At 37.1% G+C, this 24,266-nt stretch carries 23 protein-coding genes; 10 read left to right on the plus strand and 13 right to left on the minus strand.

Annotated features, from left to right (window positions below; translation table 11 throughout):
- Window positions 1-20: 20 nt before the first annotated feature.
- The 6 genes from EZ449_RS09535 to EZ449_RS09560 all read right to left on the minus strand — a co-directional run bounded on the left by EZ449_RS09535 (window position 21) and on the right by EZ449_RS09560 (window position 7,561).
- Complete coding sequence (locus tag EZ449_RS09535; RefSeq protein ID WP_131558069.1) at window positions 21-1,007, minus strand: type I restriction endonuclease; 987 nt, start codon at window positions 1,005-1,007, stop codon at window positions 21-23.
- Between the two features lie 668 nt (window positions 1,008-1,675).
- The gene (locus EZ449_RS22820; RefSeq protein ID WP_131558071.1) at window positions 1,676-1,825 is read right to left on the minus strand and encodes a GIY-YIG nuclease family protein; all 150 of its coding nucleotides are present in this window, start codon (window positions 1,823-1,825) and stop codon (window positions 1,676-1,678) included.
- A 335-nt stretch (window positions 1,826-2,160) separates the two neighbouring features.
- A complete protein-coding gene (locus EZ449_RS09545) occupies window positions 2,161-2,463 on the minus strand; it encodes a GIY-YIG nuclease family protein (RefSeq protein WP_131558073.1) in 303 nt (100 codons plus the stop codon).
- Between the two features lie 1,441 nt (window positions 2,464-3,904).
- A complete protein-coding gene (locus EZ449_RS09550; RefSeq protein WP_131558075.1) occupies window positions 3,905-5,080 on the minus strand; it encodes a restriction endonuclease subunit S in 1,176 nt (391 codons plus the stop codon).
- Window positions 5,077-6,561, minus strand: a complete 1,485-nt coding sequence (locus tag EZ449_RS09555; protein WP_131558078.1) for a type I restriction-modification system subunit M — start codon at window positions 6,559-6,561, stop codon at window positions 5,077-5,079. The genes EZ449_RS09550 and EZ449_RS09555 overlap by 4 nt, the downstream gene beginning before the upstream one ends.
- A gap of 355 nt (window positions 6,562-6,916) precedes the next feature.
- A complete protein-coding gene (locus EZ449_RS09560) occupies window positions 6,917-7,561 on the minus strand; it encodes a hypothetical protein (protein ID WP_131558080.1) in 645 nt (214 codons plus the stop codon).
- A 68-nt stretch (window positions 7,562-7,629) separates the two neighbouring features.
- On the opposite strand from EZ449_RS09560, the gene EZ449_RS09565 reads away from it, so the two are divergent.
- From EZ449_RS09565 to murA, 6 genes are all read left to right on the plus strand, one after another.
- Window positions 7,630-9,306 carry a helix-hairpin-helix domain-containing protein gene (locus EZ449_RS09565; RefSeq protein ID WP_131558082.1) on the plus strand — a complete coding sequence of 559 codons (1,677 nt, stop codon included), beginning with the start codon at window positions 7,630-7,632 and terminating at the stop codon, window positions 9,304-9,306.
- A 113-nt stretch (window positions 9,307-9,419) separates the two neighbouring features.
- Entirely contained in the window at window positions 9,420-10,022 is a 603-nt protein-coding gene (locus tag EZ449_RS09570) for a DUF4254 domain-containing protein (RefSeq protein WP_131558084.1), read from the plus strand.
- A 108-nt stretch (window positions 10,023-10,130) separates the two neighbouring features.
- Entirely contained in the window at window positions 10,131-11,162 is a 1,032-nt protein-coding gene (locus EZ449_RS09575) for a glycosyltransferase family 9 protein (RefSeq protein WP_131558086.1), read from the plus strand.
- Window positions 11,155-11,652, plus strand: coding sequence for a SixA phosphatase family protein (locus EZ449_RS09580; RefSeq protein WP_131558089.1), 498 nt, complete (start codon window positions 11,155-11,157; stop codon window positions 11,650-11,652). The genes EZ449_RS09575 and EZ449_RS09580 overlap by 8 nt, the downstream gene beginning before the upstream one ends.
- 540 nt (window positions 11,653-12,192) lie before the next feature.
- The gene (locus EZ449_RS09585; RefSeq protein WP_131558091.1) at window positions 12,193-12,885 is read left to right on the plus strand and encodes a DUF4290 domain-containing protein; all 693 of its coding nucleotides are present in this window, start codon (window positions 12,193-12,195) and stop codon (window positions 12,883-12,885) included.
- A 79-nt stretch (window positions 12,886-12,964) separates the two neighbouring features.
- Window positions 12,965-14,290, plus strand: coding sequence for a UDP-N-acetylglucosamine 1-carboxyvinyltransferase (gene murA, locus EZ449_RS09590; protein ID WP_131558093.1), 1,326 nt, complete (start codon window positions 12,965-12,967; stop codon window positions 14,288-14,290).
- 240 nt (window positions 14,291-14,530) lie between these two features.
- Here the strand turns inward: murA and EZ449_RS09595 are convergent, their stop codons facing one another.
- The 7 genes from EZ449_RS09595 to EZ449_RS09625 all read right to left on the minus strand — a co-directional run bounded on the left by EZ449_RS09595 (window position 14,531) and on the right by EZ449_RS09625 (window position 21,138).
- Window positions 14,531-15,892 (minus strand): pyridoxal-phosphate dependent enzyme, encoded by a 1,362-nt coding sequence (locus EZ449_RS09595; protein WP_131558095.1) that lies wholly within the window; start codon window positions 15,890-15,892, stop codon window positions 14,531-14,533.
- Window positions 15,893-16,179: 287 nt separating this feature from the next.
- Window positions 16,180-17,274, minus strand: a complete 1,095-nt coding sequence (gene dprA / locus EZ449_RS09600) for a DNA-processing protein DprA (RefSeq protein ID WP_131558098.1) — start codon at window positions 17,272-17,274, stop codon at window positions 16,180-16,182.
- Between the two features lie 57 nt (window positions 17,275-17,331).
- Window positions 17,332-17,598 carry a hypothetical protein gene (locus EZ449_RS09605; RefSeq protein ID WP_131558100.1) on the minus strand — a complete coding sequence of 89 codons (267 nt, stop codon included), beginning with the start codon at window positions 17,596-17,598 and terminating at the stop codon, window positions 17,332-17,334.
- A 141-nt stretch (window positions 17,599-17,739) separates the two neighbouring features.
- Entirely contained in the window at window positions 17,740-19,227 is a 1,488-nt protein-coding gene (locus tag EZ449_RS09610; RefSeq protein ID WP_131558102.1) for a S41 family peptidase, read from the minus strand.
- 2 nt (window positions 19,228-19,229) lie between these two features.
- Complete coding sequence (locus EZ449_RS09615) at window positions 19,230-19,838, minus strand: HAD hydrolase-like protein (RefSeq protein ID WP_131558105.1); 609 nt, start codon at window positions 19,836-19,838, stop codon at window positions 19,230-19,232.
- Between the two features lies 1 nt (window position 19,839).
- Window positions 19,840-20,316, minus strand: coding sequence for an ATP-grasp domain-containing protein (locus EZ449_RS09620; RefSeq protein ID WP_131558107.1), 477 nt, complete (start codon window positions 20,314-20,316; stop codon window positions 19,840-19,842).
- Window positions 20,317-20,487: 171 nt separating this feature from the next.
- On the minus strand, window positions 20,488-21,138 hold the full coding sequence (locus tag EZ449_RS09625; RefSeq protein ID WP_131558110.1) for an ABC transporter ATP-binding protein: 651 nt from the start codon (window positions 21,136-21,138) through the stop codon (window positions 20,488-20,490).
- A 187-nt stretch (window positions 21,139-21,325) separates the two neighbouring features.
- Between EZ449_RS09625 and EZ449_RS09630 the strand changes: the two genes are divergently transcribed.
- The 4 genes from EZ449_RS09630 to EZ449_RS09645 are packed head-to-tail and all read left to right on the plus strand — an operon-like array spanning window position 21,326 to window position 24,247.
- Window positions 21,326-21,961 carry a hypothetical protein gene (locus EZ449_RS09630; protein WP_131558112.1) on the plus strand — a complete coding sequence of 212 codons (636 nt, stop codon included), beginning with the start codon at window positions 21,326-21,328 and terminating at the stop codon, window positions 21,959-21,961.
- A 1-nt stretch (window position 21,962) separates the two neighbouring features.
- Complete coding sequence (locus tag EZ449_RS09635) at window positions 21,963-22,259, plus strand: winged helix-turn-helix domain-containing protein (protein ID WP_131558114.1); 297 nt, start codon at window positions 21,963-21,965, stop codon at window positions 22,257-22,259.
- A gap of 54 nt (window positions 22,260-22,313) precedes the next feature.
- On the plus strand, window positions 22,314-23,897 hold the full coding sequence (locus tag EZ449_RS09640) for a DUF4153 domain-containing protein (protein WP_131558117.1): 1,584 nt from the start codon (window positions 22,314-22,316) through the stop codon (window positions 23,895-23,897).
- A gap of 41 nt (window positions 23,898-23,938) precedes the next feature.
- The gene (locus EZ449_RS09645) at window positions 23,939-24,247 is read left to right on the plus strand and encodes a hypothetical protein (RefSeq protein ID WP_131558119.1); all 309 of its coding nucleotides are present in this window, start codon (window positions 23,939-23,941) and stop codon (window positions 24,245-24,247) included.
- Window positions 24,248-24,266 lie beyond the last annotated feature (19 nt).

The following is a 24,266-nucleotide window of genomic DNA, read 5'->3' on the forward strand; positions in this document are numbered from 1 at the left end:
AATAAAGATTCTTTGGCTCTTTATATGGATTCAATTTGATAGTAGCGCCCAGCAATTGTTTTATCAACGGCTTGGTCTGCTATAGGTGTGGCAATTATACGGCGATTGATAAGCGTTTCTAAATCTTCTTCGCTGTAAAAACCCTGAACTTCGCGTGGCGGATAGTTTAAATCATCCCAAATGTAATGCTCGAAACCATTACTGGCGAATAAAATCGGGCGTGAACCAAATTCCTTTTCCAAGGCATCGGCATAGCGGCTTGCCTGTTTTAAACCTTTATCGCGACCATCTACCTTTGTTTTCTTAGCTTCTACAACTGCCAAAGCTTTGCCATCAGCACCGAATAAAACGTAATCTGCCCTATCGGTTCCGCTGGCGCTATGTTTTAATAAATATTCTGATTTTGTATCGATTGAATTTACATCCCAACCTGCTTCCATTAATAACAAATCGATGTAAAGTTCGCGGGTTAATGCTTCTGACGGACTATGATATTCAATACCTGTCGGCGTTTCAGTAACTACTTCTTTGAGTTTAATTTCTGCAAGCTGTGTAATTTCTTCATTTGCTTTTACGCCAATTTTCTTAATATCGAAAGGTTCGCTTTGTAACTTATCGCCATAATAGCTTACCAACCATTGCGAAAAGGCGTGCAGGTTAATAATGCAGGTATAAGCATCTTTAAAACTGATTTTCTTTTTGCTAAAATGAACGGCATTATTCCCCGTTCTTCGAATGGCATTAATATCGGTAAATAAAGTATTGCCAACCAAACGGACAAAACCAGGTTTGTGCATTAAGGCATTAAGGGTGTTCTCGTCATCATCGTAAATAACATCTAAATTACGGTCGGTATCGAACATCCAGATAACCATTTCTTCTAATGCCTTGCGACAGAAAATAGCACAGGCTTCTGCATCTTCCTGCAAAAAGTTTTCGGCTTTATGGGCCTGCTCAAAAAAAGATTCAAAATTATCGGCTAGAAAATGAAAGTTACCTGAGGGCATAATTTATTAACGTATGATTTAGATTACCAAATTAAAACAATTTACATTATAATATTTAATAATTAACACCTAACACCATAAACAATTTAAAAATCAGATAGTTAAAGCAGCAATAAACGTACAAACAATTAACAAATACAATTTAAACAATTAACATTTTCAGGCTGTTCCTCAATGTCTCTCTGTCATTCTAAGGAACGAAGAACCCGCAACCGATTAGCAATGCTCTTAAATTTCTCTCTGTCATTCTGAGCACAGCGAAGAATCCCCAGCCGATTAGCAAGCTCTTAAATCTCTCTCTGTCATTCTGAGCACAGCGAAGAATCCCCAGCCGATTAGCAAAGCTCTAACATAACCCACCAATTTTGCTTCTGCGGTATATTCTCGTTAGTACTCCGTAGATTAGAGATTCTTCACTGCGTTCAGAATGACAAGCAACGCAACTCATGCTTGCTCCGTAGGTCTTCACTGCATTCAGAATAACAGAGTTCTCAGAATGACAACATTTCTTGGCGCTATTCCTCATAAATGTCGCTATTCATAAATCGCCAATCAGGGTTTTCAGTTTCAATCAAAGCATTTTTTTTGACTCTCGTCCAACCCTTTATTTCTTTTTCACGCTCTATTGCGTGTTCTATATATTGGTATCTTTCAAAAAAAACCAAGTATTAACAGTTGTACTTTTTCGTGAAAGCATATTTATTATTATCATTTTCGAGGTGTTGTTTAAGCCTTACCTCTAAATCGTTTGTAACTCCAGTATATACGACCGTTTTGTTCTTATTAGTTAGTATATAAACAAAGTAATTGTGGCTCATAGAATTAAAAGTAACTGATTTTAATTGAATAGCACAATCTTGTCATTCTGAGGTACGAAGACCGCGAAGCAGCTACGAAGTAAATCCCCAACCGAATTGGCGATGAACTTAAATTTCTCGCTGTCATTCTGAGCATAGCGAAGAATCCCCAACCGATTAGCAATGCTCAAAAGTACCCCACTAATTTGGTTCGGTGGTGTATTCTCGTTAGTACTCCGTAGATTAGAGATTCTTCACTGCGTTCAGAATGACAAGCAACGCAACTCATGCTTGCTCCGTAGGTCTTCACTGCATTCAGAATGACAGAGTTCTCAGAATGACAACATTTCTTGGCGCTATTCCTCATAAATGTCGCTATTCATAAATCGCCAATCAGGGTTTTCAGTTTCAATCAAAGCATTTTTTTTGACTCTCGTCCAACCTTTTATTTCTTTTTCACGCTCTATTGCATGTTCTATATATTGGTATCTTTCAAAAAAAACCAAGTAATAACAGTTGTACTTTTTCGTGAAAGCATATTTATTATTAACATTTTCGAGGTGTTGTTTAAGCCTTACCTCTAAATCGTTTGTAACTCCAGTATATACGACCGTTTTGTTTTTATTGGTTAGTATATAAACAAAGTAATTGTGGCTCATAGAATTAAAAGTAACTGATTTTAATTGAATAGCATAATCTTGTCATTCTGAGGAATGAAGACCGCGAAGCAGCTTCGAAGTAAATCCCCAACCGAATTGGCGATGAACTTAAATTTCTCGCTGTCATTCTGAGCATAGCGAAGAATCCCCAAGCGATTAGCAATGCTCGAACATAACCCACCAATTTGGTTCGGTGGTGTATTCTCTTTAGTACTCCGTAGCTTAGAGATTATTCATTATCTGCTTGTATTTTTAACGGTACTCATGCTTGCTCCGCAGGTCTTCACTGCGTTCAGAATGACAAAGCATTCAGAATGACAAACCTATAATATTGCTGTCATTCTGAGGTACGAAGACCGCGAAGCAGCTACGAAGTAAATCCCCAACCGAATTGGCGATGAACTTAAATTTCTCGCTGTCATTCTGAGCATAGCGAAGAATCCCCAAGCGATTAGCAATGCCCAAAAGTACCCCACTAATTTGGTTCGGTGCTGTATTCTCTTTAGTACTCCGTAGCTTAGAGATTCTTCACTGCGTTCAGAATGACAGAGCATTCAGAATGACAAACTTATAATATTGCTGTCATTCTGAGGAATGAAGACCGCGAAGCAGCTACGAAGTAAATCTCCAACCGAATTGGCGATGAACTTAAATTTCTCTCTGTCATTCTGAGCACAGCGAAGAACCCCCAGCCGATTAGCAAGCTCTTAAATCTCTTTCTGTCATTCTGAGCACAGCGAAGAATCCCCAGCCGATTATCAAGCTCTTAAATCTCTCTCTGTCATTCTGAGCACAGCGAAGAATCTGCAACCGATTAGCAAAGCTCTTAAATTTCTCGCTGTCATTCTGAGCATAGCGAAGAATCCCCAAGCGATTAGCAATGCTCGAACATAACCCACCAATTTGGTTCGGTGGTGTATTCTCTTTAGTACTCCGTAGATTAGAGATTCTTCACTGCATTCAGAATGACAAACCTATAATATTGCTGTCATTCTGAGGAATGAAGACCGCGAAGCAGCTACGAAGTAAATCCCCAACCGAATTGGCGATGAACTTAAATTTCTCGCTGTCATTCTGAGCATAGCGAAGAATCCCTAAGCGATTAGCAATGCTCAAACGTAACCCACCAATTTGGTTCGGTTGTGTATTCTCTTTAGTACTCCGTAGCTTAGAGATTATTCATTATCTGCTTGTATTTTTAACGGTACTCATGCTTGCTCCGCAGGTCTTCACTGCGTTCAGAATGACAGAGCATTCAGAATGACAAACCTATAATATTGCTGTCATTCTGAGGAATGAAGACCGCGAAGCAGCTACGAAGTAAATCTGCAACCGATTTGCACTGTGTTAGCATAACGCATTGTTCCCTTTGGCTACGGGTTATTAAAGCTTTGCGTTTCATCGCTTGGGGATTCTTCACTGCGTTCAGAATGACAAAATGTTACCTAAACATTTTCTGCAGCAAAGCCTGAAACAAGTTTTCTGATGCTTTTATCTGCGCCTTAACCTTTTCTTTTTGTAATTCGATGTTTTTAATTTGCACTGCAAATTGGTTTTGGAGAGCGATAGGGGGAGCTAAAATTTTAAACTTATTGATTTTAGCTAGGGTGAATCTTCTAATAGCTGCTCCTGCCATATAATTTCTTATGTAATTTTCTTTAACATATTCATTATTCAACCAATAACATAGATACTGCTCGTTTATTAACTGTAAATTCGGCTTAATAAGAGCCAAGCTTGAAAGCATACTAAATTCAAATTCATAATTATTAACTGCCGCCACCCCAGTTGTAGCACCATCTTTTATATATAAAACATCATCTTTTTTCGGATTACATCTTGAATATATCCCTAAATGGTCTTCCTCACTTATAAATGTTGGATTAGAATAGAAATCGACTAAATTTTTTCTTACATGCTTTGCGGTAATATATGGCCTGCCAGATAGATGATTTGGTGGAGAAAAATGAGTTCCATCTGTTATTTTTAAACATAACTTTTTTAACTCTTCATTATTCCACCCCTTTTCATTTCTTACGGGGTCGCCGAACATATCAATAAAAAGGCTTTGCGCTAAAGCATCATAATGTTTAAGCAGTGCTAAATCCTTTTTACGCAAAACATCTGTCTTATCTAAAATCTCGGCAATTTGCTTTTGAATGGGTAATGGAGGGAGTGGGATTTCGATTTTAGATATGTCACTTAATCCGATACTCGGATAGGCTGAATCCTTTATTAACTGAGATGGGTTGAAGTAAAACAAAAAGTAACTACAATAAGCTGAATCTAAAAAGTTCAGATTTGGAGTCACTGAAGCAAGGTGACTTACATAAAAAGAGTCTTCTTCTAATTTATAAATTCTGTTAAGCGTAGCAGACATACCACTTTTGGCAAAAATAACACTTCCCTTTTTCAAAATCTTTAATCTACAGGCCTTAGCATTTACCTCGTTTATTGTTGGTAGCTCACTTAAATCTTTTCCATTAGTTAATTCCAAAAGATGACCTGCTCTAATAAATGGTAATCCATCATTTATTGTAAAACATGGGTCCTTAGGCGCTGACTGACCTGCGGACACTTCAGATACCTCATTTAACCACACTTTCTCCCAATTCATACCAATTCTTTCGCTAACAAAGTTTTCAAATCAGCCATCAAAGCTGTTCTTTCTTCATCTAAAACCAAAATTTGTTTAATAATAGTTTCAGGTTTATCGTAAGTTTTTTCTTCGTGTACCACTTCTTTGTAGCGGTTAATGCTTAAATCGTAATTGTTTTCTTGTATTTCGGCAAGCGGTACCAAGAAACTTTGTTCGGTACGGCTACGGTTTTGTTCAATGGTAGTAGTACGGTTATGCCAGCGGTTTACTACATCGGGTATATCGTTGTCGCTAATTACCTGGCGTTTATCATCTAAACTGAGTCCGTCGGCTTTCATATCGTAGAACCAAACTTTATCGGTACCGCCAGCGCCTGTTTTGGTAAAAAACAAAATGGCAGTGCTTACCCCTGCATAAGGTTTAAAAACACCGCTCGGCATACTAATTACGCCCGTTAATTGATTGTTATCTATAATTTCTTTACGGATTTGCTTGTGTGCATTACTGCTGCCAAATAAAACACCATCGGGTACAATTACCGCAGCACGGCCGCCAACTTTTAAGCCGCGTAAAATTAAGGCCAAGAAAAGCAATTCGGTTTTAGTGGTTTTGACCACGCTGCTTAAACTGCTATCAACCGCTTCGGCATCTAACGAGCCTTTAAACGGCGGGTTAGCCAGAATTAAACTGGCCTGTGCTTTAAAACCGCTATTGGCCTCGCTCAAAGCATCAACATCAATTAATTTTGGGTGTTCTATGCCGTGTAACAGTAAATTCATGGCACCGATACGAATCATGGTGGCATCGAATTCCATACCCAAAAACATATCGCCCTCGTAACGCTTGCGGGTAGCTTCTTTATTTAAGATATCGGGATTTTGCTCCAATACATATTCAGCAGCTTTTACCAAGAAACCAGATGAACCTGCCGATGGGTCGCAGATGGTATCTTCAATGGTGGGCTGGGTCATTTCCACCATCATACGGATAATGTGGCGTGGTGTACGGAACTGTCCGTTGGTGCCTGCAGTAGCAATTTTGCTTAGCAAATATTCGTAAACATCGCCCTTGGTGTCACGGTCGTTCATATCAACTGCCGATAATAAATCGACCACCAATTGCAGCAAACGCGGTGTCGGAATCATAAACGTAGCGCCTTTCATATATCGGTTAAATACCGAATCAGTTGCGGCACCTTTATTTTTCATGAAATCGAAAACACCATCAAGCTTACGGAAATGCTCGAACATTTCTTCGGCACCTAAATCTTTAAAAACACTCCAACGCAGGTTTTGCTCGTCGGCCTTATAAATTGGGTTATCTGTGGGTGTTCCTAAAATCCTGGCTTTATTATCTTGCAGAATTTGCAATTCATCTAATCGCCTGATAAATAGCAGGTAAGTAATTTGCTCAATAACAGTTAAGGGGTTAGAAATTCCTCCAGACCAAAAGGTTTCCCAAATTTTATCTATTTGTGATTTTAACGAAGAGTTTAGAATGTAAAGAGTTTAGAATTTTGTTTCGCAAAGCTAATAAATTTCAGTTGGCAGTTTAAGCATCGGCATAAGCATTTTAAGGTTTTGTTTAATTTGCTGATTAGCTTGAATACTTAATATTTTAAAAGAAAAGATTTAAAAAACATTATCTAATTTTTTGTTTGTTTCACATTGCCGTAAAGATAGATTACAGGCAATGTTTAACCTTACGGTTTCCCGTATCTCTAAATAAAAATACTTCACTCCAAAAAGATTAATCACAAAGGAAACAGAGATTTCACAGAGAACACAGAAAAGCGCTTACGCTCGTCCTTATCCAGCTTTGCAATGAAAAATTTGAAGTAAGATCCTCCCCCTTTTACTCAATCAACTTCCATTCTGGATGCAATGTTAAATATGTCGCATTAACCGATTTATTCATCGGATGAACGGTTACAGAAATACTTTTACCTTTAAGAAACTCAAAACCAATACCATCTTTCTGGGCATCATAAACAAGAACAGTATCCTTATTTTCGTTAAGGTAGGTCGACACTTTTTCCACAGCAGGAAATTTAAGTTTGGTATCAGCTATGCTCTTTCCTGTGGTAAATCCATCTTGAGTCTTAAATTTATCTGAGGTAATTCGAATTTGCTTTACATCTTTCATGCGCATGCTGGTATCCCGATAAGAAGAATAAATGGCGATCTCATTTCTCATTCCACCAGTAGAATCATTGCTGTACCAAATACCCCAAGCTTTTCCCATGGCCGCATCTCCAGCATTTGGCCTACCCAATAATTTCCCTACATTTTCTACATCCTCGCCAAGAGAAATCTCCCCCACCGAGCGACCTGGAACAACAAGAAAACGTTCATCAACAATTTTGCCAGGCCCCGATTCGATACTTGCAATCGAATCCGTTTTATGTTCAGCATTTTGAGATGACTGACAAGCCGCAAAGCTTATGCACAATCCCAATAGGATAAGTTTTGTAGATTTCATTGCTGTAGAACAGCTCATTACAAATTCTGTTTGAAAAAATATATCACCCTAAGGTTTTAAGGCATTATTTTCTAATTTTACAGCTTATGGAAAATAAAACCATCGCCCGCACTTTACGTCTCCTATCGCAATTAATGGAATTGCATGAAGAGAATCCTTTCAAAATAAAATCGATAGCAAACGCCTATTTTAAGGTTGATAAATTGCCTTTTGCACTAAAGGATAAGCCTATTGAAGATATAGATAAAATTGATGGAATAGGTAAAGGATTGGCAGGTAAAATAATAGAGCTACTACAAACTGGCGAACTTAAAGAATTGAATGATATTATTCAGCAAACACCAGAGGGCGTTGTGGATATGCTCGGGATTAAGGGAATTGGTCCGAAGAAAATATTGATTATTTGGCGAACACTGGGTATAGAGAGCATTGGCGAACTATATTATGCCTGTAACGAAAATCGGTTAATTGAGGCGAAAGGTTTTGGCTTAAAAACCCAAGAGGAAATTAAAAATGCCATCGAATTTAAATTGGCGGCAAACGGAAGATTTTTATACGCACAAGTAGAGGGATTTGCGAATACATTACATACACAACTCTCAGAATGGTTGGTAAGGTTCGGCAGCCATTCATCATTAGGTTTCGCAGGTCAATATCGCCGTGCTTGCGAAATCATCGATGAGTTAGAGTTTGTTATCGGTACTGAGCATTTGGAACAAGTACTTGCCAGTTTGGAATCGTTTGAGCCACTTTCATTAATTGCTGGTGTAGATGCTTTTATTACCACAACTAGTGCTGGTTTAAGAGTTAAAATTTTCGTGGTTGATAAAGCTGATTTTTACCTGCAATGGTTTAAGCAAACTGGAAACGCCGAACATGTAGAAAAGGTATTGCAATTAGCTGGAAATGGCCCTTTTGCAAATGAAGAGGAAATTTACAGCAAAGCTGGATTAGCTTTTATAGAACCCGAACTTCGTGAGGATTTTGATGAAATCGAATTGGCCAAGGCGAATAAACTCCCAACACTAATCGCATACAATGATTTAAAAGGCAGTTTACACAACCACTCTACCTGGAGCGATGGCGTTCATACTCTCGAACAAATGGCTGTTTATTGTAAGGATACTTTAAACATGCAGTATTTCGGAATTTGCGACCACTCAAAAACTGCCGTTTATGCTAAAGGATTAAATGAACAACGTGTTTTCGGGCAACATCGAGAAATTGATGAATTGAACAAAAAACTGGCACCTTTTAAGATTTTCAAAGGAATTGAGAGTGATATTTTAAGTGATGGTTCTTTAGATTATTCGGATGATATACTAAAAACATTCGATTTCGTTGTCGCATCTGTACATAGTAATCTGCGTATGGATGAGACTAAAGCCACTGCCCGCCTGCTTAAAGCGATTGAAAATCCCTACACCACAATTTTGGGGCATCCAACCGGGCGCTTATTGTTAAGCCGAGCAGGCTACCCGATTGATTATAAAAAAATTATCGATGCCTGTGCTTCCAATAATGTGGTTATCGAAATCAATGCAAATCCGTTACGTTTGGATTTAGATTGGCGTTGGCACCGTTATGCATTGGAAAAAGGTGTTTTGCTATCGGTAAATCCCGATGCACACCGAACAGAGGGTTTCCATGATATGCGATTTGGAATATTAGTGGCCCGTAAAGGTGGCTTAAGCGCCGATAAGTGTTTAAATGCTTTTTCTTTGGAAGAGATAACGGAGTATTTTAACAAGAAAAAAGGTTAGCCGCAGATTCGCAGATTAATTTTAGGAGAATACTAAATCGAAATAATATTAAGTTCATCAATGAAAATCTGCGAATCTGCGGCTAAAAAACAAATTATACATAACTTTACCCCATGATAAGTGAAATTGCCAACCGCATATTTAACCAAGTAATTACAGACTATCACAAGTTTGATGATATCGACCAACCGGTTGAAAACCCTTACGATGCTGAAAGTTTAGAGCATCTGTTTTATGTTAAAAACTGGATTGATACCGCTCAATGGCACATGGAAGATGTTGTCCGCAATCCGCAAATCGACCCGATTGAGGGTTTGAGTTGGAAACGACGCATTGATGCACAAAACCAGATTCGTACCGATATGGTAGAATTTATAGATGGTTACTTCTTGAATCTCTACCAGGGAATTTCTGCTTTGCCTGATGCGAAAATCAATACGGAAAGTCCGGCTTGGGCAATTGACAGACTCTCTATCTTGGCTTTGAAAATTTACCACATGCAGGAAGAGGCTGAACGCAAAACTGCATCTTCCGAACACCGTGAGCAATGCCAAACCAAGCTTAATGTATTGTTATCTCAACGCAATGATTTATCAACCAGCATAAATGAATTATTGGCTGATATTGAGGCCGGCAAGAAATACATGAAAGTGTATAAACAAATGAAAATGTATAACGACCCGAGTTTAAATCCGGTATTGTATAATAAAGCGTAACTCCACAAGTCGTCATTGCGAGGCACGAAGCAATCCTACAAATTCGCTATTTAACCCATAGCTTTAAGATTGCTTCGTGCCTCGCAATGACGAGTGATTCAAAAAGCCATGTCATCAACAGAAAAAATTATCGTTTTGCGCTTTTCGGCCATGGGCGATGTGGCAATGGTTGCTTCTGTTTTAAGAGAATTTTCTGCGCAAAATCCATCGGTGGAAATTGTAATGGTTAGTCGGGAGGCATTTAAACCATTTTTTGATGGAATAGATAACCTGACTTTTCATTCCATTCAACCCAAAACCACTCACAAAGGCATAGATGGCTTGTATAGGCTTTACCAAGAACTTAGAAAATATAAACCCACTGCAATTGCAGACTTGCATGATAATTTACGAAGTAGGGCAATCTCCACTTTCTTTCGCCTAACGGGACTAAAAATGAAAAGAATAGATAAAGGCAGAGCCGATAAAAAAGCGCTAACCCGTGCCGTAAATAAAATTTTTAAACCCTTACGCCAAACGGTTGAGCGTTACGCCGATGTGTTTAGAGAATTGGGATTTGATGTTGAATTAAGTCATAAGCTGAAGAAATCTCCACAAAAAATTCCTGCTAAAGCTGAAAATTTATTCCAAAACAAGTTGGCTAAAAAAGTGGGTATCTCTCCTTTTGCACAGCATATTTATAAAATATATCCATCAGAAAAAATGGAAAAAGTCATTTCTGAATTAAGCCTGTTGGGTTACGAACTTTTCATTTTCGGCGGAGGAAAAACTGAACGGGCAACAGCTGAAAAATGGGCTAAAGCTTATCCCGATACTCATAATTTAATCGGAAATTTTAACCTGACCGAAGAACTCGCCATTATTTCGAACCTCGATTTAATGTTGAGTATGGATTCTTCAGGCATGCACATGGCCTCCTTAGTTGGCGTCCCTGTAGTGTCAGTTTGGGGCCCGACACATCCCTACGCTGGTTTCTTGGGTTATGGTCAGTTGGAAAGTGATTGCATTCAAATCAACCATCCCACCCGGCCAAATTCCATTTATGGAAACAAACCCTGCTTGTGCGGTGTTGAGAGTTGTATGGATTTGATTAATCCTGAAACGATTGTAAATAAAATTAAAGAAAAACTAAATGGCTAAGCAGTTACTATTGGTTCGTCACGGGAAATCGGACTGGGGAAATATAGATTTAAAAGATTTCGACCGACCATTAAACAAACGTGGTAAAGAAAATGCACCCGAAATGGCAGAACGCTTGGTGAACAGAGGCTTCAAATTCGATTTGATGTTGAGCAGTCCGGCAAAGCGAGCAAAATCTACGGCAAAGTTTTTCGCTGAGGCTTATCAAGTTGATGATATTAATTACGAGGAATCTATTTACGAGGCTGATACTAATACGCTGTTGAAAGTGGTTAACAGCTTGGACGATGCTGCTGACACTGTAATTATGTTTGGTCATAATCCAGGTTTTACTGATTTCGCCAATGAGTTAAGTGATGCTGACGTTTATAATATTCCAACTGCAGGAATGGTGTTAATGAATTTCCCATTTGATTCGTGGAAAATGGTTAGCCGCGGAACCGGGGAATTGGTGTTTTTTGATTATCCTAAGAATAGTGATGAGATTTAGGTTGCTATAAGGCGTGGCACTTGTTGGACAAAAATCCTCCCCCTGCCCGCTCCAAAGGGGGATAGCATCGTGCCTACAACAATCTCCACATTTAAAACATGCAGGTTTTGCACCGTGTCTCCCCCGCTGGCGGGGGAATTAAAGGGGGTAGTTTAACCCTAAAAGCACATTCCTTTTGTTAACTAAACCTGATAGAACGAAAAGCTTTTTTAGCAGTGACCTCAAATAACATTGTCATGCTGAGGAACGAGGCAACTGCAACCGATGAAACAGATTCTTCGTTCCTCAGAATGACAGAAGTTTAAAAACTTGAAGGGATAGCAGGGCTGAAAAATCAAAAGAATTACTGAACGCTGTTTTCCAAAAAATAAAAAATATAACAGAATCGATAAAAATATTAGAATCGTAATATTTTGTTATCTTTGAACTATAAATAACGAAAGTCCGGCAATAGACATTTCGGTGAATTCATAACCTCATCTCCTTTGGTTATTTCATAATTCGTATCGCCGGAAGATTTATCCATTAAATTATCTGTACATGAATTTTGATTATAATACTACGCGTAGCCATTTGATTTTATCGGAATATGGCCGCAACGTTCAGAATATGGTGAAGTATATTTGCGAATTGCCCACCATTGAAGAACGTAATAAATATGCCCAGGCGGTTATTGACCTGATGGGATTTTTGCAGCCACATTTACGTGATGTTGCCGATTTCAAGCATAAACTTTGGGACCATTTACACATTATTTCTGGTTACCAGATTGATGTGGATAGTCCGTATCCGAAACCTTTGATAGAAAATGCTTACATCAAACCGGAACCTTTAGCTTATCCTCAACAACGAATTACCTACAAACATTATGGTAAAACGGTTGAGAATTTGATTGAAAAAGCGATGGGTGAGCAAAACCCCGAGCAGAAAAAAGCGATGGTTCAAGGTATTGCAAACTTTATGAAAATGGCTTACGTTACCTGGAATAAGGATAATGTGAGTGATGATACGATTATTAAAGATTTAAAATATTTATCTGGCGGACTGCTATCTCTTGATGAGGGCGTGAACCTTGCAAAAGTAGAATTTAGGGCGCCAAATCCACGCCAGAACAACAACAATAACCGCGGTAGAACTGGCAGCAACACGAATAATAACGGCAAGAATCGTCAAAACAACAATAATAATAATAATAACCGCAGGCCAAATAATAATAACAAACCTAAATACTAATAATTTTTAATTGTCATGTTGAGCCTGTCGAAACACTGTCTTCGATAAACTCAGACTGACACTTAACTTAAAAAAATATATGAACGCATTTGAAATAACAGGCGGAATTAAATTAAAAGGCGAAATTACTCCTCAAGGCGCCAAAAACGAGGCATTACAGATTTTATCGGCTGTATTGCTTACCGAAGAGAAAATAACCATCAGCAATATTCCGGATATTAAGGATGTAAATAAACTGATTGAATTATTGGGCGATTTGGGCGTTACTGTAGAGCGCATTAATAAGGATACCTACACTTTTGAGGCTAAAAATATCGATTTAAACTTTTTTGAATCGGAAACTTTTAAAGCCAAAGGTGGCGGTTTACGTGGTTCGATTATGATTGTTGGTCCGCTGTTGGCACGTTTTGGCAGAGCTGCGATTCCTAAGCCAGGTGGCGATAAAATCGGTCGCAGAAGATTGGATACGCACTTTATCGGTTTCGAAAAGTTAGGTGCAAAATTCGTTTACGATAGCAAAAAAGCGTTCTTTAATGTTGATGCTACCGATTTAAAAGGTGCTTATATTCTGTTAGATGAAGCATCGGTAACGGGAACGGCTAATATTGTAATGGCTGCTGTTTTGGCTAAAGGAACAACAACGATTTACAATGCCGCTTGCGAACCTTATTTACAGCAACTTTGCAAAATGCTTAATCTCATGGGCGCAAAAATTTCGGGTATCGGTTCTAACTTATTAACCATTGAGGGCGTTAAAGTTTTAGGCGGAACGGAACACAGAATGTTGCCTGATATGATTGAGATTGGCTCTTTCATTGGCATGGCGGCTATGACGGAGTCTGAAATAACGATTAAAAATGTTTGTTACGATGAACTTGGTGTAATTCCAGAGGTTTTCAAAAAGTTAGGTATTAAATTAGAGCGCAGAGGCGATGACATTTATGTACCATCGCAAAAGCATTACGAAATTGATACTTTTATCGATGGTTCGATATTAACCATAGCCGATTCACCTTGGCCGGGATTTACGCCCGATTTATTGAGTATCGTTTTGGTTGTGGCAACACAAGCAAAAGGAAACGTTTTAATCCACCAGAAAATGTTCGAGAGTCGTTTATTCTTCGTGGATAAATTGATTGATATGGGCGCTCAAATTATTCTTTGCGACCCGCACCGTGCTACTGTCAACGGAATTGATAAAAAATACAAACTTCGTGGTATCAGTATGACTTCTCCAGATATTAGAGCGGGTGTTTCATTATTAATTGCCGCACTTTCTGCAGAGGGTAAATCGACGATTTACAACATCGAACAGATTGAGCGTGGCTACCAGGATATTGATACGCGTTTACGTGCTTTAGGTGCGCAAATTAAGCGTGTAAATGCTGATGCGCCAAGCCATTAGTTTGAGCGGAAAGCTGAAAGATTAAAGGCTAAAGCAAAAATAGCATGACATAGAAACGCCCGAGTAAGAAATTACTCGGGCGTTTTTTATGGCTTTTCGTCTTTGCGAGGCACGAAGCAATCTTAATGCTATGGGTTGAAAATAGCGACATACAAAAGAGATTGCTTCGTACCTCGCAATGACGACCGTTTTAGTAAAGACTCAACCCATCATCCATCACACATATTCCATCTTACATCCTTACCCCGATATCGCGTTTATAATATCATACTGTGTAATAATTTCAATTTTTCCTGATTCATCTTCAACTAAAACAGCAGAATTTTCTTTATTGATTAATGAAGAAATTTTATCAATCGAAGTATTCAAATCAACAAAAGGAAAAGTGGCGGTCATGATTTCTGAAATCGGTGCAGATTTCAAACCTGGGTTTTCGAGTAAAGCTGTAAGGATATCGCTTTCGGCGATTTTACCTACAATCATTCCTTGTTGCGTTACCGGAATCTGAGAAATATTCATCGATTTGATAGTATTGATGGCCTCCAAGACAGATTTGGTTGCATCAAGCGTTACAATTTCTGTCGCTTCTTTTTTAGCCAAAATTGATTTTGCTGTAAGTTTTTCATCTTGTAAGAATCCGCGTTCACGCAACCAATCTTCGTTGTACATTTTCCCCATGTAACGGCTTCCGTGGTCGTGGAAAATAACCACAACTACATCTTCTGGTTTTAATTTGTCTTTCAATTGAATTAAACCACCAATTGCTGCACCGGCAGAGTTCCCAACGAAAATACCCTCTTTACGGGCGATATCACGGGTCATTAAAGCAGCATCTTTATCTGTTACTTTCTCAAATAAATCAATAACATCAAAATTTACGTTAGCTGGCAAGAAATCCTCTCCAATTCCCTCAGTGATGTATGGATAAATTTCATCCTTATCAAAAATTCCAGTTTCCTTGTATTTTTTGAAAACCGAACCGTAAGTATCAATTCCCCAAATTTGGATATTCGGATTTTTCTCTTTCAAATATTTACCTGTTCCTGAGATTGTGCCGCCTGTACCCACACCTACAACCAAATGTGTAATTTTACCCTCGGTTTGTTCCCAAATTTCAGGACCGGTTGATTCGTAATGTGCCTGTGAATTGGCTAAATTATCATATTGGTTGGGTTTCCAAGAATTAGGAACTTCACGCTCTAAACGTGATGAAACTGAATAATAAGAACGTGGGTCTTCAGGCTCAACGTTCGTCGGACAAACAATAACTTCAGCGCCAAAAGCACGTAAAGCATCAACCTTTTCTTTTGATTGTTTATCAGTAGTGGTAAAAATACATTTGTATCCTTTGATGATAGCGGCCATTGCTAAGCCCATTCCAGTATTTCCTGATGTTCCCTCGATAATAGTTCCGCCTGGTTTTAATTTACCACTCTTCTCTGCATCATCAATCATTTTAATCGCCATGCGGTCTTTAATTGAGTTGCCAGGATTAGTTGTTTCTATTTTCGCTAAAATTGTTCCAGGAACACCTTTTGTAATCGTATTTAATTTTACCAATGGTGTATTACCAATGGTTTCTAAAATATTATTGTACCACATGCACCAAAATTAAGCAAAGGCATTAAGTATTTTATAAACTATATTTTATTTGAAACATAATTTCGAAAATTAAAATTTAATAGAATTTTATTGCTTAATCTACAATAATGATAGGTATTATAGATTGATTATTGGGTGAAATGCAATATTGGTTTTAGATGAGTCGCAGATTAGCAGATTAAAAATCAATTATAACTTCTAAATAAATTACAATTAATAAGATGCTGAGATGAATTCAGCATGACGACAGTATAAAAATCTGCGAATCTGCGGCCAAACTATTCCTTTTACGCAAGTTTATAAACCTTGCCTGGTAATGAAACAGTAATTCCTTGCATTTCTAAAGTTAGAATTACAATCGCCAGTTTGCTTTGCTGAATATTTAATGCGATACAGAGCTCATCAATAGAAAGCTGACCGTTTTGCAATGCATCAACAACTTTTTGTTCATTAGCAGTAAGGTTTAAGTGCAACGTAGTTTGAGCCTGCTTTTTCTTCTCTTTTACTTCATCATCCCAGCCGAGATAGTAAATTAAATCGTTTGCGTTGTTAATCAGCCCCGCCCTATTTGTTTTGATTAGAAAATTGCAACCCTCAGAAAAAACATCATTTGTTCTGCCAGGGAAAGCATAAACATCTTTGTTGTAAGAATTGGCAATTTCTGCCGTGATTAAGGCACCACCTTTAATGGATGCCTCCACAACAATTGTAGCATCGGCAATGCCGGCAATAATTCGATTTCGTTGAGGAAAATTTTGTCTGTCGGGATTGGTTAAAGTTGGAAACTCTGAAAGTAAACCGCCATTTAAAACCATCTTTTGAGAAACCGATTTATGTATCTGCGGATATAACCTATCTAAGCCATGGCCTAAAACACCAACCGTAGAAATATCATTGGCAATGCATTCCTTATGTGTCGTAACATCTATTCCGTAAGCCAAGCCACTTACAATTATAACATTATAAGGTGCTAAAACTTCGCAAAGTTGCTTACAGAGATTTTTACCATATTCGGTTGCATTACGAGTACCTACAATACTGATTATTCGAGGATGATTTAAATCGGCATTGCCCTTAAAATACAGTAAAATGGGAGAATCAAAACAGTTTTTTAGCCGCTTTGGATAATTATCATCAGAGAAAAACAGCACCTCGATACCATGCTTTTCTGTAAATTTCAGCTCTTCTGCCGCTCTTTTTAAGGCATCAGTAGTAAGAATAGCTTCTACGGTTTTCGCACCAATACCAGGAATTTGGAGCAGCTGATTTTTAGTGGCCGAAAAAACATTTTCAGCACTTCCACAGTAAGCCAGCAAGTTTTTGGCATTTACCGGACCAATAGATTTGATAAAAGTTAAAGCGATTTTATGGAGCGTACTCATTAATTTTTAGGCTAAGGTTAAATAAATGCGGGATGATTTATTTCCTTAAAAGGCAACCTAAAAATCGATATCTATTAAACTTTTAATTGGAATATGGATATTATTCTTGAGTTGGATGTATTTCTCGGTAACCGCCCAAACTGTAGTATCAACACGTTTCGGACCTATTGTTGTATTAAAAGTGATAACAGCTTTAGATTTAAATTCATTTCCAAGTCTTTGAGCTTCATTGAGTTTGGTTTTTAATTCTAAAGTGTGGTCTTCTTTTGCATTGATGATATTTAAATAACTTATATGTTCCTTTTCTACAATTTCTATCGGCATGATATCTCTTTAACGATTAATGTTAAACAAGCTTATTGAAATTTTAGAAAAAATGCAAGCTTTAAACTGTCATTTTATGTAATTATTAAGATAAAAAAAGCCGTTGATGATCATCAACGGCTTCAAAATTATTATTTAAGATTATTTTAACTTCATTTTCCTGGTTTCAATCATTCCTTTAAATTCATGATCCATTTTACCACTTAAGTCTTCAGCAAGGGCTCTAGATAAGCCAGTTGTACTGCTCAAAGTATTGTCTTTTAAATATGAAGTGAAAGCTCCAGTTGCAGAGTAATTCAGGGCTTGGGCCAATAATTTTTCTGTAGGATCACCAAAGTCCTTAGTTACATCATCAGCTATATCCTTATCAACTGTCATACCATCAAAATAACCACCAACATTTAATTGGTTTTTAGTTTCGAATTGCGGGATGTACAAATCATTTTTATCAATGCGAAGCGAGAAAAACCCTACTGGCTTTCCGTAGGTTTTTTTACCAATTAACTTAACATCAACAACTGGTTTTAAATTATTAATTAAAAGTTCACTTGCAGATGCAGTTCCGCTCAACACAAGAAAATAAACCCTATTTAAGCCGTTAACAGAACCTCTTTTCGCAAAATATTCTTGATTTCCAGCTGCCATTGTTGGCTTGTAAGAATAATCAAAATAAGAATATAATCTTGTTACCCCATCATTTCCTTTAGCATAAAACTTCTGATTTTGAAGTATTGTAGCCTGATTATCCTGCATGGTTTGCGTCCAATAAGTGGTATACATTACCTTACCATTTTGCGCCGTTGGTGCAATTAAATTCGTAAATGCTTCTGATGTTGCAACAGAACCACCGCCATTGTAACGTAAATCTACAACCAGCTCATTAATTCCATCGGTTGCAAATTGTGCAAAAGCTGCATCCAAAAGCGATGTAGAATTTGTTGTGAAGCTGTTAAAAACGATGTATCCCACTTTTTTGGTTCCAACGTTATAGGTTTTACTAAATAACACAGGGTTGATATTGTAGGTACCTTTTGTAATGGTTAAATCTTGACTAGTTCCATCGGGCTTGGTTACAGTTAAAGCAATGGAAGCATTTGAACCGAATATAGCGTTTACCACATAATCAATACTGGCATCGCTGGTGTTAATGGTTGTGCTGCCATTAATTTTTGTAATCTGGTAACCTCTTTTTAAACCTTGAGTAGCTGCTGGAGAAGTGGCATAAACATATTTAATTCGTAAATCGTTCGTTCCTGAATAAAAAGCAGAAAAACCAAAATCACCAGCTACACCGCCCAACTCACTTGCCACAGTTCCGTCATCAATAAAAGAGTATTTGTCTTTTCCACCCGTACTTGGCAACGCTTTAATCGCCGCTAGCACAGCATTATTAGAACTATATTGTCTCGGGTTAAAAGCAGAATAAGCAGGCATGCCAACATTCCAGTAATAAGTTTGCTGAGCATAAAGATAAATTGAATCCCTTGTCAGTTCAGCACGAGTCCCTGGAGTTCCAGATGGAACACCATCAGAACTATCTGATTTCGATTTTTTACAAGATGATGTAAATCCCACCACAACTAATAACAAGCACAAAAAAGTATTTTGTGCGAAAAACTTTCTTAACATATTTATTTGTAAATTTCTAGTGACACAATATACGGCAAATTAATTAATTTGGATTGCTGCCTATCATAATTATTTGCACCAACAACTAACGCATTATTAACTGATAAATTGTTGCTGTTGAGGATGTTCTGAAAAATCTCTACTTTTGATTGATTTAATTCCTCTGAGAAGTAAACAGTGAGGTATTTTTCAAGCCCGTTCCATTCTGTTTGCTTTATTTTATTAAGTTGTTGTTCTGGATTTCCTGCTGTTACAATAAATATTTGTTTGCGATCTAAAACCAATTCTTGCATAAACTCAAGCATGTTTTTATACAGTAATAACTTTAATGGCAAACGAGCATTTTGATGAAGCAGGTCGAAATTGTATTGATACTTTTTATCGATACCAAATTGAGCAGCCGTTTTTTCAAATAGCTGACCTGCGCCGTTTTCCTCAAATTCGGTTCTCATAAATTCGAGAACGGATGTTGCCAATTTCTGTTCGGTATATTCTACGAACTGTGCAAAAAGATAGTAAACCTGTAACAGGTAATCATTTTCCGGATAAAGCACATTATCTAGCTCAAAAATTACGATTTGTTTATCCTTAACATATTGATATGCATCCATGTTACAAAGTGAAAAGTTTTAGGTCCGCCGAAAGATCGTATCCAAACACCCCATTAAATTCAGGAGATTGTTTGAGCGGAATGGAATTATCGCTCGAAAAGATGCAATCTCCATGGATGTAAACCGCAAAATTCGGATATGCAGTTTTATCACTACTTAGGTAATTTGGAAGAACATCTGTCTCTGGTAATAAAACCTGAATACCGTATTCGCCAAATAAAACTGCCGATTTTGCCAATGGTTCTATTTCGTAATCGTGAAGTGGAATGATGCAATCTATAGATTCTGTGATGCAAAAATTCAATAAAATATGAGCGATGCTATCTTTATTTAAAATGCCCAATGAAGAGAAAACATAGTTTTCTGTGATAATTCCTGGCACATCACCATAATCTGCAAGCACAACAAAATGGTTTGGGAATGCTTTCATCAGCTTTAAAGCCTTAGCATTATTTCCTCCTGTAATTAATATTTTCAAATTATATTATTGTATTTTGTGATTTTAATAATGTCTAAATTTAGTCTTTCAAAAAACAGTTTTCAATCCTATAAATCCATGATTCTTTTTTGATCTACCAATAAACATCTAGGTTTCCCTAGTTATAGCAGCCAAAGTCTTGAAAATCCCTAAATCCTCAAAATCTTGATCCTACACGATTAACCCATCTTTCATGGTTACCACACGATCGCTCGTTTTGGCCAAATGCTCATTATGCGTAACGATAACAAATGTTTGATGAAAATTATCACGTAAGCTAACAAAAAGTTGGTGCAGCGCCGAAGCATTTTCCGAATCTAAATTTCCAGATGGCTCGTCGGCAAGAATAATCGATGGATTATTAATTAAGGCTCTTGCAATGGCAACTCTTTGCTGCTCTCCTCCTGATAGCTGATTTGGTTTATGGTTCGCCCTATCCTTTAAACCGAATAAATCAAGCAGTTCTAAAGCTCGTGTTTCTGCCTGTTTTTTATTTGTTTTGGCGATAAAAGCCGGAATACAAATATTTTCTATCGCACTAAATTCGGGCAACAAATGGTGAAATTGAAATACAAATCCAATATTTTGATTTCGAAAAGCGCTTAATAAATCTCCACTGAGCTTGCTAACAACTGTACCCTTTAATTCGACAGCACCCTCATCTGGTTTATCGAGTGTGCCTAAAATATGCAATAATGTGCTTTTTCCAGCTCCAGACGGACCAATGATACTCACAATCTCCCCTTTTTGTACCTCGAAATTTACACCCTTTAAAATTTGTAGATTTCCGTACGATTTTCTAATTCCAGTAGCTTTTAGCATAGTTCAAATTTAATAAAAAAGCTTAAAGACAAAAGGTAAAACGGAAAGCAAAATGACTGAATCCTTATTCTGCCAACCTATCTCCTTAAACCCAACTATGTTATAAAGAATTATTAACTGAAAAATTAAAATAAAGTTTGCAAATATCATTTTCTTATCTAACTTTGAAAAACAAAGCACTTTCAAAATGAACAACCCAGAGGAACAATTAAACGCATTAAAGGATATTAGGCAAATGATGGATAGATCGACCAGATTTATCTCCTTAAGTGGTTTATCTGGTGTTTTTGCTGGAATCATAGCGTTAATTGGTGCTTACTTTGCAAATGAGGAGATCAATAAGTTCATTGGCAAAAGAGGCTATGGATATGGGGTTGATGGCGAAAGTGATTTGGAATTTAATCTTTTGAAACTTGGCGTATTTGTTCTGATAATTGCCTTAGCAGGAGGAATACTGTTCACCTATAGAAAGAGTCAGCGTAATAATCTTCCTATTTGGGATAAAACCTCGAAATCATTGCTCATTAATCTGTTGGTTCCTTTGGCTGCTGGCGGATTATTCATTATTGCCCTGCTTATCAATCATCCAAACACATACAGTACCATCGCCCCTACTTGTTTAATATTTTACGGCTTGGCCCTAATAAACGCAAGTAAATATACTTATAGCGACATTCGTTATTTGGGTTATTGTGAAATGATTTTAGGGTTGGTATGTATGTTTTATATTGGATATGGATTATGGTTCTGGGCTTTTGGCTTTGGTGTATTGCATATTTTTTATGGGCTGTTAATGTATTTCAAATACGAGAGAGGCCAATAAGATGAAGAACCCTATTGCAGATTTAAATAAGATATTCGACAGTCGGATTAGGTTAGGCGTAATGTCTATGCTGGTAGTAAACGATGAAATTGGTTTTAACGATTTAAAACAGATGCTCGAGCTAACTGACGGAAATTTGGCTTCACACTTGAACACTTTGGAGCAGGCAGAATTTATTAAGGTGCATAAAGGTTTTATTGGCCGCAAAACAAGTACTACCTACTCGATTACAGCGACAGGCAAACAAGCTTTTAAGGCTCATTTAGAGGCACTTGAAAAAATGATCAATAAACTTTAAGCTATTTTTTTTGACTATACACTTTGAATTACAAAGCACTTTTAAATTAATAAAATGAAAAACAAATCCAACTTTTTGCTCCTAGCTGCCCTATTGGGCGGTTTGCTTTTTAACTTTCTTTTTTGGAAAGAAAGATTGGCGCTTAACCTATTTATTTACAGCGCCTATTTATTGATGATCACTGTTATAAATCCTGATGTTATTAAAAGTACAAAACTAAAAATTTATGGTTTAGCTCATATTTTAGCGTCCGTACTTGTAGTTATTAATAATTCGGATTTAACATTAGTCAGCTACTATATAAGTTTGATTCTATTTATTGGTTTTGCCCATAACCAACAGATTCGAACAGTTTTCATTACTTTCCTTGCTGCCGTTATTCAAATGGTAACCGTTCCATTTAATGCTCTTCAAAACCTTAGTAAGGTCAGAATTGGAAATTTAAATCTAAAACCCGTTTTTAAACTAATCAAGTATATCTTTATTCCCTTTATAATCGTAACCCTGTTTACCTGTCTTTATTCAGCTGCAAATGAAGTTTTTGGAAATGCAATAAATACCTTGCTTACCAATGTTTCTAATCTCATTTACGATGTTCTACATTTCTTCTTTAAAGATTTAATTATCAACCGCATAGCATTCTTCATTTTCGGTTTAATTTTATCTGGAGGATTGATTATCACCTTTTTTAATAAAGGTTTAGCACTGGCAGAACTTAAGTACAAAGAGCAACTTTTAAGGATAAGAAGTGAGTTTAAGAAAAAAACGGTCTGGTTCGAGTTTGCCCAAGTATTTACTGGTGATTTATTATTGAGAAAACTAGCGCTCAAAACCGAATTCATTACAGGTTTGATTTCATTTATAGCGTTAAACCTATTATTACTATTCCTTAACATTATAGATATCTGGTGGTTATGGTTGGGTAAAGGAAAGGCATTAGCCGAAACAAACTATTCGGCAGAGCTGCATGATGGCACCAATGCTTTAATATTTAGTATAATAATGGCGATGGCCGTTATCGTTTATTTCTTCCGGGGAAACTTAAACTTTTATAGCAAAAGTAAAGTGTTAAGAATTTTAGCCTACGCCTGGATGATTCAAAACTTTATTCTTATTATTTCTGTGTTTATTCGAGATGCCCACTACATCGAATTTCATGGCCTAACGCACAAAAGAATAGGAGTAATCGTTTTTGCTATACTCTGCATTATAGGGTTGGCAACTGTTTACTTTAAAGTTGCCAAACAGAAAACATTTTTCTATCTCTTGAAAATTAATGGCAACATCTGGTTTGTGTTGTTGCTTGCGTTCAGCATCATAAATTGGGATGTTTTTATAGTGAAATACAACTTGGCGCATAAAGAAACCATTGCTTTCGATTCTGATTATTTGCTGTCCCTATCTGATAAAACACTGCCCGTTTTGGATAAAAACAGAATGAAATTGCAACATACCGAGTCGAAAAGCGAATACGGAACAGAAATAGCAAAACCCGAAACCTTAGCAGCTAATCAACAGAAATTAAATCAAAGAATCGGTTTTTTTAAAGAACGTTACGAAAGAGTGAGTTGGGTATCCTGGAATTTACAGGATTGGACAACTGCTAAATATTTTAATAATAAGCAAATAAGAGACTAAGTAATTACTAAATAATAAAAAAATATTAATTCAATTATATCATGAAAAATCAAAGAGAAATGAACCCATCAAACCTAAGAATTACAATTATTTTGACAGCAATCGCTTTAATCTTAGCTATACCACTCATTACTATGCAGTTTACCAACGAAGTAAATTGGACATTATCAGACTTTGTAGTGATGGGTATCTTGTTGCTCAGCACTGGTTTAGCAATTGAGCTTGTGATGAGAAATTTAAAAACCGGCACCTCCAGAACAATCCTTCTGGTAATCATTTTACTGGCTTTGTTCTTGATTTGGGCAGAATTGGCTGTTGGCATTTTCGGAACTCCGTTTGCAGGAAGTTAACATAAAATATAAATACGCC

Source organism: Pedobacter frigidisoli (genome assembly GCF_004331675.1).
GTDB lineage: Bacteria > Bacteroidota > Bacteroidia > Sphingobacteriales > Sphingobacteriaceae > Pedobacter > Pedobacter frigidisoli.

Bases quoted from the DNA above. Each gene is read 5' to 3' on its own strand.
- EZ449_RS09535 (WP_131558069.1), bottom strand. From the start codon at position 1,007: ATGCCCTCAGGTAACTTTCATTTTCTAGCCGATAATTTTGAATCTTTT.
- EZ449_RS22820 (WP_131558071.1), bottom strand. From the start codon at position 1,825: ATGAGCCACAATTACTTTGTTTATATACTAACTAATAAGAACAAAACG.
- EZ449_RS09545 (WP_131558073.1), bottom strand. From the start codon at position 2,463: ATGAGCCACAATTACTTTGTTTATATACTAACCAATAAAAACAAAACG.
- EZ449_RS09550 (WP_131558075.1), bottom strand. From the start codon at position 5,080: ATGAATTGGGAGAAAGTGTGGTTAAATGAGGTATCTGAAGTGTCCGCA.
- EZ449_RS09560 (WP_131558080.1), bottom strand. From the start codon at position 7,561: ATGAGCTGTTCTACAGCAATGAAATCTACAAAACTTATCCTATTGGGA.
- EZ449_RS09565 (WP_131558082.1), top strand. From the start codon at position 7,630: ATGGAAAATAAAACCATCGCCCGCACTTTACGTCTCCTATCGCAATTA.
- EZ449_RS09570 (WP_131558084.1), top strand. From the start codon at position 9,420: ATGATAAGTGAAATTGCCAACCGCATATTTAACCAAGTAATTACAGAC.
- EZ449_RS09575 (WP_131558086.1), top strand. From the start codon at position 10,131: ATGTCATCAACAGAAAAAATTATCGTTTTGCGCTTTTCGGCCATGGGC.
- EZ449_RS09580 (WP_131558089.1), top strand. From the start codon at position 11,155: ATGGCTAAGCAGTTACTATTGGTTCGTCACGGGAAATCGGACTGGGGA.
- EZ449_RS09585 (WP_131558091.1), top strand. From the start codon at position 12,193: ATGAATTTTGATTATAATACTACGCGTAGCCATTTGATTTTATCGGAA.
- murA (WP_131558093.1), top strand. From the start codon at position 12,965: ATGAACGCATTTGAAATAACAGGCGGAATTAAATTAAAAGGCGAAATT.
- EZ449_RS09595 (WP_131558095.1), bottom strand. From the start codon at position 15,892: ATGTGGTACAATAATATTTTAGAAACCATTGGTAATACACCATTGGTA.
- dprA (WP_131558098.1), bottom strand. From the start codon at position 17,274: ATGAGTACGCTCCATAAAATCGCTTTAACTTTTATCAAATCTATTGGT.
- EZ449_RS09605 (WP_131558100.1), bottom strand. From the start codon at position 17,598: ATGCCGATAGAAATTGTAGAAAAGGAACATATAAGTTATTTAAATATC.
- EZ449_RS09610 (WP_131558102.1), bottom strand. From the start codon at position 19,227: ATGTTAAGAAAGTTTTTCGCACAAAATACTTTTTTGTGCTTGTTATTA.
- EZ449_RS09615 (WP_131558105.1), bottom strand. From the start codon at position 19,838: ATGGATGCATATCAATATGTTAAGGATAAACAAATCGTAATTTTTGAG.
- EZ449_RS09625 (WP_131558110.1), bottom strand. From the start codon at position 21,138: ATGCTAAAAGCTACTGGAATTAGAAAATCGTACGGAAATCTACAAATT.
- EZ449_RS09630 (WP_131558112.1), top strand. From the start codon at position 21,326: ATGAACAACCCAGAGGAACAATTAAACGCATTAAAGGATATTAGGCAA.
- EZ449_RS09635 (WP_131558114.1), top strand. From the start codon at position 21,963: ATGAAGAACCCTATTGCAGATTTAAATAAGATATTCGACAGTCGGATT.
- EZ449_RS09640 (WP_131558117.1), top strand. From the start codon at position 22,314: ATGAAAAACAAATCCAACTTTTTGCTCCTAGCTGCCCTATTGGGCGGT.
- EZ449_RS09645 (WP_131558119.1), top strand. From the start codon at position 23,939: ATGAAAAATCAAAGAGAAATGAACCCATCAAACCTAAGAATTACAATT.